We start from the raw sequence: 10,347 nt of genomic DNA on the forward strand, positions 1-10,347 counted from the left end.
TCTGTTACTCCCGCTGAAAATCACTCCAGACAAGCAACGTTCCCATACTCATACGGAAGGAATTTGCTATGTCTATCACCAAACCTGTCTCCCGCCGCCAGCAGCAACGCGCTGAGGCACAGGCATTCATTGACGGCCTGCAGGGCGTCGCGTTCCCCAACTCCACCCGCATCTATTTGACCGGCTCACGCCCGGACATCCGGGTGCCGATGCGCGAGATCCAGCTCAGCCCGACGATGGTCGGCGGCAGCAAAGAGGCCCCGCGCTATGAGCCAAACGAGGCGGTGCCGGTCTATGACACCGCCGGCCCCTACGGCGATCCCGAGGCCACGCTGGATGTGCACGCTGGTCTGCCGAAACTGCGTGCCGGCTGGATTGCCGAACGCGAAGACACTGCGCCGCTCTCCCACGTCAGCTCCCACTTTACCCAGCAGCGGCTGGCCGATGAGGGGTTGGATCACCTGCGCTTTGAGCACCTGCCGCAGCCGCAGCGCGCCAAGGCGGGCCGCCGGGTCACCCAGTTGCACTACGCTCGTCAGGGGATCATCACGCCGGAGATGGAGTTCATCGCCCTGCGCGAAAACATGGGGCGCGAGCGCATCCGCAGTGAAGTGCTGCGCCAGCAGCACCCCGGCCAGAGCTTTGGTGCTCTGCTGCCGCCTGACATCACGCCCGAATTTGTGCGCCAGGAGGTGGCAGCGGGCCGGGCCATCATCCCAGCCAATATTAACCACCCAGAGTCCGAGCCGATGATCATTGGCCGCAACTTCCTGGTCAAGGTGAACGCCAATATCGGCAACTCCGCCGTGACCTCCTCCATCGAAGAGGAGGTGGAGAAGCTGGTGTGGTCAACCCGCTGGGGCGCCGACACGGTGATGGATCTCTCCACCGGCCGTTATATCCACGAAACACGGGAGTGGATCCTGCGCAACAGCCCGGTGCCGATTGGCACGGTGCCGATCTATCAGGCGCTGGAGAAGGTCAATGGCGTGGCCGAAAACCTGACCTGGGAGATGTTCCGCGACACGCTGCTGGAGCAGGCCGAACAGGGCGTGGACTACTTCACCATTCACGCGGGCGTGCTGCTGCGCTACGTGCCAATGACCGCCAAGCGCCTGACCGGCATTGTCTCCCGTGGCGGTTCGATCATGGCGAAGTGGTGCCTCTCCCACCACCGTGAGAACTTCCTCTACCAGCACTTCCGCGAAATCTGTGAAATCTGCGCCGCCTATGACGTCTCGCTGTCGCTGGGCGATGGCCTGCGCCCCGGCTCCATTCAGGATGCCAACGATGAGGCGCAGTTTGCTGAACTGCATACGCTGGGCGAGCTGACCAACATTGCCTGGGAGTATGACGTCCAGGTGATGATTGAAGGCCCCGGCCATGTGCCGATGCACATGATCCGCCGCAACATGACCGAGGAGCTGGAGCACTGCCATGAAGCGCCGTTCTACACCCTCGGCCCACTGACCACTGACATTGCGCCGGGTTATGACCACTTCACCTCCGGCATCGGGGCCGCCATGATCGGCTGGTTCGGCTGTGCGATGCTCTGCTACGTCACCCCGAAAGAGCACCTCGGCCTGCCCAATAAAGAGGATGTGAAGCAGGGGCTGATCACCTACAAGATTGCCGCCCACGCCGCCGATTTGGCGAAGGGGCACCCCGGCGCGCAGATCCGCGACAACGCGATGTCCAAAGCGCGCTTTGAGTTCCGCTGGGAAGACCAGTTCAATCTGGCGCTGGATCCCGCCACCGCCCGCGCCTACCACGATGAGACGCTGCCGCAGGAGTCCGGCAAGGTGGCGCACTTCTGCTCCATGTGCGGGCCGAAGTTCTGCTCGATGAAGATCTCCCAAGAGGTGCGTGATTACGCCGCCGCCCATCCGATTGAGGTACGCGATGCTGGCATGGACCAGATGTCCGCCGCCTTCCGCGCCCAAGGCAGTGAGCTTTACCAAGAAGCCGCCCTGCAACCGGAGGCCAGCGATGAGTAACCTGCCCGCCTTTCCGTCCGTGCCGCACCGCCTCGGCCTCTACCCGGTAGTGGACAGCGTGGCGTGGATCGCTCGCTTGCTGGAAGCTGGCGTGAGAACCCTCCAACTGCGCATCAAGGATCTGCCGGACGCTGAGGCGGAGCCAGCGATTGTCGAGGCCATCGCCCTTGGCCAGCGGTATCAGGCTCGGCTGTTCATCAATGACTACTGGCGGCTGGCGATCACGCATCAGGCCTATGGCGTGCATCTGGGGCAGGAGGATCTGGACAGCGCCGATCTGGCAGCGATCCGGCAGGCCGGGCTACGCCTTGGCGTCTCTACCCATGATGAGGCGGAGCTGGCGCGCGCGATCGCCGTGCGCCCCTCCTATCTGGCGTTGGGCCACATCTTCCCGACCCAGACCAAACAGATGCCCTCCGCCCCACAAGGCGTGCGCGATTTGGCGCGGCACATTGATCGCCTACAGGGCACCTTCCCGACGGTGGCGATTGGCGGCATCAATATTGCGCGCGCGCCGGAGGTGCTGGCTACCGGCGTCGGCAGCATCGCCGTGGTCAGCGCCATCACGCAGGCACGCGACTGGCGTCAGGCCACCGCGGAATTACTGGCGCTCTGCGCGGAGGCGGATGATGCTCAATGACGAAGATTTCCTGCGCTACAGTCGGCAGCTGTTGCTTGAGGAGGTTGGCCCACAGGGGCAGGAGGCGCTGCGGGCTGCCACGGTACTGATTATTGGCCTCGGCGGGCTTGGTTCGCCGGCGGCGCTCTATCTGGCGGCGGCCGGTGTCGGCACGATCCTGCTGGCCGATGACGATCGGCTGGAGATCACTAACCTGCAACGGCAGATCCTCTACCGCACGGCCGATCTCAAACAGCACAAAGCCGGGCTGGCCAGCCAGCGGCTGCGCGATCTCAACCCGCAAGTTGAAGCGATCGCCCTGCCGGTGCGGATGCAGGATCAGGCGCTGGCAGACGCGGTGAAGCGCGCCGATCTGGTGCTGGATTGCAGCGACAACATGGCGACCCGCCACGCGATTAATCAGGCGTGCGTCTCGGCGGGCAAGCCACTCATCAGCGGCAGCGCGGTGGGCTTCAGCGGCCAGCTGCTGGTGCTCACGCCGCCCTATCGCCACGGCTGCTATGCCTGCCTCTACCCCGACCGCGATCTGCCGGAGCGCAACTGCCGCACCGCCGGGGTGCTGGGGCCAGTGGTGGGAGTGATCGGCACGCTACAGGCTTTAGAGGCGATCAAGATGCTGGCTGGGATGCCCGCCGCGCTCGCCGGCAAACTGCGGCTGTTTGATGGCAAGCAGCAGAGCTGGGCAACGCTGCAACTGAGCGCCGATGCGGGTTGCGCCGTCTGCGGAGGGCGTAATGGTCATCAGCATTAATGACGAGCGCCTGCCCCTCACGGCCCCCCTGACGCTGGCGGCGCTGCTACAGCAGCTTGACCGCCACCAGCCCGGCACGGCGCTGGCAGTGAACCAGATCATTATCCCGCGCGCGCAGTGGGAGACCCACATGTTGCAGGACGGCGACGCCATTCTGCTGTTTCAGGCCATTGCAGGAGGCTGAGATGCCGACGATTGCCGATGTAACTTTTGACTCTTCCCTCTTTACTGGCACCGGCAAATTCGCCAGTGCCGATCTGATGCAAGCGGCGCTGGCCGCTTCCGGCAGCCAGTTGGTGACGATGGCGATGAAGCGCGTTGACCTCCGCGGCGGCAATGACGCCATTCTGGCGCCACTGCGGGCGCTGGGGGTGCGGCTACTGCCCAACACCTCCGGGGCGAAAACGGCGGAAGAGGCGATCTTTGCCGCCCAGCTGGCGCGTGAGGCGCTTGGCACCCACTGGGTAAAACTGGAGATTCACCCTGATGTGAAATACCTGCTGCCTGATGCCGTGGAAACCCTGAAGGCGGCGGAGAAGCTGGTGAAACTGGGATTTGTGGTGCTGCCCTACTGCAGCGCTGATCCGGTGCTATGCAAGCGGCTGGAGGAGGTGGGCTGCGCGGCGGTAATGCCGCTCGGTGCGCCCATCGGCTCCAATCAGGGGCTGAAAACCCGCGACTTCCTTGAGATCATTATTGAGCAGGCACAGGTGCCGGTGGTAGTGGATGCGGGCATTGGTGCGCCCAGCCATGCCGCCGAGGCGATGGAGATGGGAGCCAGCGCGGTGTTGGTAAACACGGCGATCGCCGTGGCCCGCGACCCGGTTGCCATGGCCCGCGCCTTCCGGCTGGCGGTGGAGGCTGGCAAGCTGGCCCGCGAGAGCGGCAGTGCGCCGGTGCTCTCCCACGCCTCCGCCTCCAGCCCGCTGACCGCGTTCCTCAGCCAAAGCACTGAGAGGCTGCTATGAGCAACTTCAGCGATTACTGGCAACAGCTGGATTGGGACGACACCAACCTGCGCATCCACAGCAAGACCGCGCAGGATGTGGAGCGGGCGCTGGCGGCAGACCGGATCAGCCGTGAGGATTTTATGGCGTTGATCTCACCAGCCGGGCTGGCCTATCTGGAGCCGATGGCCCAGCGCGCCCAACGCCTGACCCGCCAGCGCTTCGGCAATACGGTGGGCTTTTACGTGCCGCTCTACCTCTCCAACCTGTGTGCCAATGAGTGCACCTACTGCGGTTTTTCGATGAGCAACCGCATCAAGCGCAAGACGTTGGATGAGGCAGAGATCGCGCGTGAGTGCGCCGCCATCAAGGCACTGGGTTTCGACCATCTGTTGCTGGTCACCGGTGAGCACAAGAGCAAAGTGGGGATGGACTATTTCCGTCGCCACTTCCCGGCGATTCGCCAGCAGTTCAGCTCGCTGATGATTGAGGTACAGCCGCTGGCGCAGGAGGAGTATGCCGAACTGAAAGAACTGGGGCTGGATGGCGTGCTGGTCTATCAGGAGACGTACCATGCCGCGACCTACCAACAGCACCATCTGCGCGGCCAGAAGCAGGATTTCTTCTGGCGACTGGATACGCCGGATCGCCTTGGCCGGGCGGGCATCGACAAGATTGGGCTGGGCGCGCTGATTGGTCTATCGAACAGTTGGCGCACCGACTGCTATATGGTGGCGGAGCACCTGCTCTATCTCCAGCGCCACTACTGGCAGAGCCGCTACTCGATCGCTTTCCCACGGTTGCGTCCCTGCACCGGCGGCATTGAGCCAGCCTCCCTGATGAGCGAGCCACAACTGGTGCAACTGGTGTGCGCCTTCCGCTTGCTAGCGCCGGATGTCGAGCTGACGCTGTCGACCCGCGAGTCACCCTATTTCCGTGACAACCTGATCCCGCTGGCGATCACCAACGTCAGCGCCGGTTCGAAAACCCAGCCTGGCGGCTATGCTGACGATCACCCGGAGTTGGAGCAGTTCGCCCCGCATGATGACCGCTCGCCGATGCGGGTGGCCGAATCAATTGCGCGCGCGGGCTTGCAGCCGGTCTGGAAAGATTGGGACAGTTTTCTGGGAAGGAGCGCGCAGTAGTCCTGCAACGTTGCAGAACAGAAAAATACGTTCTGGAGGGCTGCCGAAGGATAAGAAACCGCATCTTGCCGTGCCCCACTGAGTGAAATATTGTCGCCTCGTTGGGTTTACTGACCAACCGGGGCGGCAACCTTCCCTTCCCATCGCCGCCCCGCTTTCCGTCAGTAAACGGTGACGTTTGCCACCTTAGCCACTTTCCCATCACGGGAGGGCATATCTGGCGTGACGCCCAGCGCAATGGCGCGGTACAGACCTGCCAGTTGCGCAAAGAGGACGTAGAGCAAGGTGGTCCAGGATTCGTGGTAATCGGCCAGTTCCGGCGAGGCAAAATGGAAATAGCGATCCGCAGGCTTTTTGCCCTCAGGCAGAACATCATGCCCGACGGCAATCACCTGAGCGCCTGCGCTGCGCTCGCCTGTCAGTTCCGCCATCATGTCATAGTCATAACGGTGGATTTCAGGGCGCGCCGCAAGGTAGCCGACAACGGTGACATCGCGGTTAATAATAAGCTTGGGCCCGTGGCGGAATTCCAGCATTGAGTGCCAGGCGGTCATCACCTGCCCGTTGCCCATCTCCAGCAGTTTTAGGCTGGTTTCACAGGCCACCGCCTTTAAGGAGAGAGAACCTATCGCCACCATCGTGTTGCGCGGCTCGGCCGCCCACTGTTCCAGGGTGTCGGCATAGTGGGTCAGGAAATAGCCCGCACCCCGCTGCAAAACAGGCAAGACGTTTTCAGCTTCACCCCAGCTCTCTGGCGCAAGCAGCAGCATCAAGTACCACAAGGGCAAGGTAAATTCAGAAGTGGCGGCAAAACTGCCGTTAGAGGTGCCATCAGGAACCGGGATAAATAGGCCCGCCGGGTGCTGCTCCGCCAGGGTTGCCAGGCGGCTACCCGCATTATTGGTAATCGCCAAATGGCACAGTTGCGGGTGCGCTGCCAGCGCCTGCTCAACAACCGTGACGGTCTCCGGCGTGTTGCCCGAGCTGCTGACGGAAACCAGATAGACATCGTCATCAATCATGCCGGGCGTCAGCACCAGATCTGTCGCCGGGATGACGTCTATCTGACGGGGTAATACCGTGCGCAGCCAGTTAACGCTCGCCTGCGCCGCCAGTAAAGATGAACCTGCTCCAGTCATTACTACGCGGGTATGCGCCGCGCGCTGCTGCCAGAAGGCCTGAATATCAGACTGCCGCGCTTTGACCTGCTCCAGCCCCTCCTGCCATAAACGGGGCTGAGCAAGGATCGCCTCGACGGTTAAGCTGGCGCCCTTCTGCTGCCAGTACGCTTGGTTATGATTTAACATGCTTATTCGCTACCTGTATGTTACTTGCGTCGCGTCGGAAAAGTGCTTTAGCATCTCGACACCGCATCACCCTATTTATCCATAGCCCTGACGGGAGAGCCATGAAACCGGTCTATGTCCTTATCCGCGATACGCTAAAACGCGATATTCAGAATCAAAAATACCCGGTTGGTTCACTCATCCCCTCGGAACGCGAACTGGCAGAGACCTACCAGGTCACGCGGGCCACCGTCCAAAAAGCCATTGCTCATATGGAGCAGGAGGGCCTGGTCAAAAAAATCATCGGTAAAGGCACCTTTGTCAGCCGCACTTTTGCTCCGCCGGTTTACCTACTCAACCCGGATGGTGCAGACAGTGCGCTGGGCGTCACAAATGAGCTAAGCGGTACAGTGACCATCACCAGCCGCCTTATCTACCACGTCCAGCAAACGGCAGGCGCTTATCTGGCAAGCCAGTTTGGCGTCGCGGAAGATGAACCGCTCCACGCAATTCGTCGTGTCCGCCTGTTTGACGGCACGCCGGTGCTGATTGAAGACAGCTACATTCCACTGGCGGTGGTGGACACCATCGACGACGACGTGCTGCAAAACCATTCGCTGTATGCCTTTATCGAACAAAAGTGCCAGCAAAAGATTGGTGGCACGGACTCGCAGATCGGCGCGAGCCTATTCGATGCAGAAATGGCCGCCCTGCTGGACATCCCGGTTAATTCACCGATGCTGTACATCAAAGAGAGCACCTGGCTTGAAGATGGCACGGTATTTAACTATTCATGGAGCTATAACCGTGGCGACCTTTTCCGTATGCGTAGCCGTAAAGTGCTTACGCCTTAAAGAATTGAGGCAAATATTCGTGATGCGCTTCCAGCAGCTCATCCAGCACGACTTTCGCCACCTTACCTGACGGCACCAGCGGGTTAAGCGTCAGCGCCTGCAGGGCCGCGCCGTAATCGCCGGTCACGGCTGCCTCAACGGCCATCTCTTCCCACGCTTTCATTAGCGAGACCAGTCCAGACACGGTAGCTGGCAAAGGATCGTTATTCAGCGGGATGGCACCGTAACGCCCAATGACGCAGGTGGTCTCGATAGCAACGTTATCCGGCAATGAGCGAATAGCGCCGTTGTTACGCACGTTAACCGTCATCAGCAGGTTTTTGTCGTTATAGATGGCGCTGATCAGCTCGCAGGCCGCTTCGGAGTAATACGTGCCACCCCGCTGCTCCAGCTGCTTGGGCTTTTCATGAAGCTGCGGGTTTCTATAAAGTTCAAACAGTTCGTGCTCGACGGCCTGTACCACCTCGCCACGCGTACCATGCTCTGCAAATTCATGAAGCTGCTTTTCCAGCACGTCGCTGGTGGCGTAGTAGTACTGGTGATAGGGGCATGGGATCACGCCAAGATGCTGGATTTGTTCCTGCAACCACGGAATGTCAGGGATATTTTTGGGCTTATGGGCGCTGTCATATTTCAGGTTCTTCAGCACGTCCGGCATCACGTCCTTACCGTCCATATAGACGTGCGTGCCATAGAGGAAGTGGTTAAGCCCAACCAGCTGTAGCAGAAAACGCGATCGATCGACGCCAAGTATCTCCGCCACCATATGCTGCATGGACTGCGAAAGATTGCACAGGCCAATGCACTTTATGCTGCTGTACTTCAATACCGCCTCAGTGACAATGCCGCTGGGGTTGGTGAAATTAACCAGCCAGGCATCCGGGCAAAGCTCCTCCATATCCCGGCAGATATCGAGGATCACCGGAATGGTGCGCAGCGCCTTAGCCAGACCACCCGCCCCATTGGTTTCCTGACCGATTAAACCGTGAGAAAGAGGAATACGTTCGTCTTTGATACGTGCCTCTAATTGCCCGACACGCAGCTGGGTGGTCACAAAGTCCGCGCCTTTCAGCGCCTCCCGGCGATTCAGCGTCAGGTGCACCTGACAATTAATGCCCGCCGCCTCCACCATGCGTTTCGCGAGATTACCTACCACCTCCAGTTTTTCACGTCCTGCCTCGACATCCACTAACCAAATTTCGCGAATGGGCAGCTCTGCATAGCGCTGGATAAAGCCTTCGATAATTTCCGGCGTATAAGAGCTACCGCCGCCGATAGTGACAATCTTTAAACTCTTATTCATTACACAGTCCTTAATTCATTCCGGGGCAAGGGCATGTTGATTCAGGGTGTTTTTTGCCTGTTCATTTTCATCGCGTAAATAGTGTTTATCGAGTGTCATGACAAATGGGTAGTAAATTGCCATGGCCACCAGCAAATTAATTGCCTGAAAAAGTATTCCCTTCCAGCCGCAGATTAAGAAACCGCTGATAAATATTGGTGTGGTCCAGGGGATTTCCAGACCAGAGGTTAAAGGCAGCCAGCCAAAGGCCATTGCGCTATAAGTCATCACACACAAGACCACGGGCACGGTAATAAAAGGGATAAACAGCAAAGGATTGAGTGCGATAGGCGCGCCGAAGATAATAGGCTCATTGATATTAAAGAGGGCCGCAGGTGAGGCAAGTTTTGCAATTTCACGCATACGCTTGCTCTTAGCCCGGAACAGCATCACCAGCAGCATTGCCAGCGTAAAACCAGTGCCGCCGCAAATCAGAAAGACATCACGGAACTGTTGGGTAATGATATTCACCGGCGGCAGGCCCTGTTTCATCGCCTGCATATTCTCAAGCGTTAAAGAGCGCCAGATAGGCCCCATAATGGCGGTGACAATAGAGTCGCCATGCAGCCCAAAGAACCAGAAGAAGCTCACAAAAAATTCGGCCACCATCTGTGATGGCAAGGTATTACCCAACTCCATCATGGGCGCTTGTAGCACTTTGAAGATCATCTCCTGAGCGGTAGCAAACGGGGTCATTTCAAACAGCAGACGGGCTAGCCAGAAGATGACCACAATCAGGAAGGAGGGGATCAGTGAGCTAAAGCTGTTTGAGACGGCAGGCGGCACGCTCTCTGGCATGGAGATAGTCAGACGCGGATGGTTGAATAAGCGATACAAGCGTACTGCGATGACCGTTACGATCAGTGAAAGGAATAATCCTTGCGCCCCGAGCGCGAACGTAGGGATTACGTCACGCATAACTGCGCCATTCTCCTGCGGGTATTGATAAGGAGTAATCACCAGAAAACTGATAAGTGATATTAACGCACAGGAGATCTCATTCAAGTTCCAGCGTTTCGCCAGGCTGATACTGGTGCTGGTGACAACCAGCAGCGCCATAATCGAATAAGTCGCATCCAGAACGTAATTCAGTTGGCTAATAAACTTCTCGCCAAAATGGCGAACGATGAATTCGCCGTAGCCTGGAATCGGTAGGTTGGCTATCAGCAAGAAAAACGAACCGATAATCAGGAAAGGCATAATTCGAATAAAGCCATCTTTGATGGCGCCTAGATAGTCATTCCCTTCAATCTTCATTGCCAGCGGCAATATTTTCCGTTCCATAAATGCAGTGAAATTATTCATATTTGGCTCACTGTGCGGATTATAGACCAAGTGGTATATACCACTTGAAGTGAGACTATGCACTTCGGGTTTTCCTGTCA

General features: G+C 58.8%; 10 protein-coding genes. 7 read left to right on the forward strand and 3 right to left on the reverse strand.

Annotation, left to right across the window (positions count from 1 at the left end):
- The first annotated feature begins 68 nt into the window (after positions 1-68).
- Genes thiC through thiH form a run of 6 tightly spaced genes read left to right on the forward strand, consistent with a single transcriptional unit; the run spans position 69 to position 5,480 of the window.
- Positions 69-1,997, forward strand: a complete 1,929-nt coding sequence (gene thiC, locus ACK3SD_RS16245; protein WP_481126167.1) for a phosphomethylpyrimidine synthase ThiC — start codon at positions 69-71, stop codon at positions 1,995-1,997.
- The gene (gene thiE, locus ACK3SD_RS16250) at positions 1,990-2,637 is read left to right on the forward strand and encodes a thiamine phosphate synthase (RefSeq protein ID WP_481126168.1); all 648 of its coding nucleotides are present in this window, start codon (positions 1,990-1,992) and stop codon (positions 2,635-2,637) included. Before thiC ends, thiE begins: the two co-directional genes overlap by 8 nt.
- The gene (locus ACK3SD_RS16255; protein ID WP_481127574.1) at positions 2,627-3,388 is read left to right on the forward strand and encodes a HesA/MoeB/ThiF family protein; all 762 of its coding nucleotides are present in this window, start codon (positions 2,627-2,629) and stop codon (positions 3,386-3,388) included. Before thiE ends, ACK3SD_RS16255 begins: the two co-directional genes overlap by 11 nt.
- Positions 3,372-3,572: a sulfur carrier protein ThiS gene (thiS, locus tag ACK3SD_RS16260; protein WP_481126169.1), complete on the forward strand. Its 201-nt coding sequence runs from the start codon at positions 3,372-3,374 to the stop codon at positions 3,570-3,572. Before ACK3SD_RS16255 ends, thiS begins: the two co-directional genes overlap by 17 nt.
- Before the next feature lies 1 nt (position 3,573).
- Positions 3,574-4,356 carry a thiazole synthase gene (locus ACK3SD_RS16265; protein ID WP_481126170.1) on the forward strand — a complete coding sequence of 261 codons (783 nt, stop codon included), beginning with the start codon at positions 3,574-3,576 and terminating at the stop codon, positions 4,354-4,356.
- Positions 4,353-5,480: a 2-iminoacetate synthase ThiH gene (thiH, locus tag ACK3SD_RS16270; RefSeq protein WP_481126171.1), complete on the forward strand. Its 1,128-nt coding sequence runs from the start codon at positions 4,353-4,355 to the stop codon at positions 5,478-5,480. Before ACK3SD_RS16265 ends, thiH begins: the two co-directional genes overlap by 4 nt.
- Before the next feature lie 161 nt (positions 5,481-5,641).
- Here the strand turns inward: thiH and ACK3SD_RS16275 are convergent, their stop codons facing one another.
- A complete protein-coding gene (locus tag ACK3SD_RS16275; protein WP_481126172.1) occupies positions 5,642-6,787 on the reverse strand; it encodes an SIS domain-containing protein in 1,146 nt (381 codons plus the stop codon).
- A 101-nt stretch (positions 6,788-6,888) separates the two neighbouring features.
- On the opposite strand from ACK3SD_RS16275, the gene ACK3SD_RS16280 reads away from it, so the two are divergent.
- The gene (locus ACK3SD_RS16280; RefSeq protein ID WP_481126173.1) at positions 6,889-7,620 is read left to right on the forward strand and encodes a GntR family transcriptional regulator; all 732 of its coding nucleotides are present in this window, start codon (positions 6,889-6,891) and stop codon (positions 7,618-7,620) included.
- On the opposite strand, the gene ACK3SD_RS16285 is transcribed toward ACK3SD_RS16280, so the two are convergent.
- Both ACK3SD_RS16285 and ACK3SD_RS16290 read right to left on the reverse strand, forming a co-directional pair.
- Positions 7,610-8,923 (reverse strand): 6-phospho-beta-glucosidase, encoded by a 1,314-nt coding sequence (locus ACK3SD_RS16285; RefSeq protein WP_481126174.1) that lies wholly within the window; start codon positions 8,921-8,923, stop codon positions 7,610-7,612. The two genes, ACK3SD_RS16280 and ACK3SD_RS16285, sit on opposite strands and share 11 nt — an antisense overlap.
- 15 nt (positions 8,924-8,938) lie before the next feature.
- Positions 8,939-10,267 carry a PTS sugar transporter subunit IIC gene (locus ACK3SD_RS16290; RefSeq protein WP_481126175.1) on the reverse strand — a complete coding sequence of 443 codons (1,329 nt, stop codon included), beginning with the start codon at positions 10,265-10,267 and terminating at the stop codon, positions 8,939-8,941.
- Between the last annotated feature and the right edge of the window lie 80 nt (positions 10,268-10,347).

The sequence above is a fragment of the Chimaeribacter sp. YP20170169 genome (assembly GCF_056739715.1).

Bases quoted from the DNA above. Each gene is read 5' to 3' on its own strand.
- ACK3SD_RS16285 (WP_481126174.1), bottom strand. From the start codon at position 8,923: ATGAATAAGAGTTTAAAGATTGTCACTATCGGCGGCGGTAGCTCTTAT.
- thiC (WP_481126167.1), top strand. From the start codon at position 69: ATGTCTATCACCAAACCTGTCTCCCGCCGCCAGCAGCAACGCGCTGAG.
- thiH (WP_481126171.1), top strand. From the start codon at position 4,353: ATGAGCAACTTCAGCGATTACTGGCAACAGCTGGATTGGGACGACACC.
- ACK3SD_RS16275 (WP_481126172.1), bottom strand. From the start codon at position 6,787: ATGTTAAATCATAACCAAGCGTACTGGCAGCAGAAGGGCGCCAGCTTA.
- ACK3SD_RS16265 (WP_481126170.1), top strand. From the start codon at position 3,574: ATGCCGACGATTGCCGATGTAACTTTTGACTCTTCCCTCTTTACTGGC.
- ACK3SD_RS16255 (WP_481127574.1), top strand. From the start codon at position 2,627: ATGCTCAATGACGAAGATTTCCTGCGCTACAGTCGGCAGCTGTTGCTT.
- ACK3SD_RS16280 (WP_481126173.1), top strand. From the start codon at position 6,889: ATGAAACCGGTCTATGTCCTTATCCGCGATACGCTAAAACGCGATATT.
- ACK3SD_RS16290 (WP_481126175.1), bottom strand. From the start codon at position 10,267: ATGAATAATTTCACTGCATTTATGGAACGGAAAATATTGCCGCTGGCA.
- thiE (WP_481126168.1), top strand. From the start codon at position 1,990: ATGAGTAACCTGCCCGCCTTTCCGTCCGTGCCGCACCGCCTCGGCCTC.
- thiS (WP_481126169.1), top strand. From the start codon at position 3,372: ATGGTCATCAGCATTAATGACGAGCGCCTGCCCCTCACGGCCCCCCTG.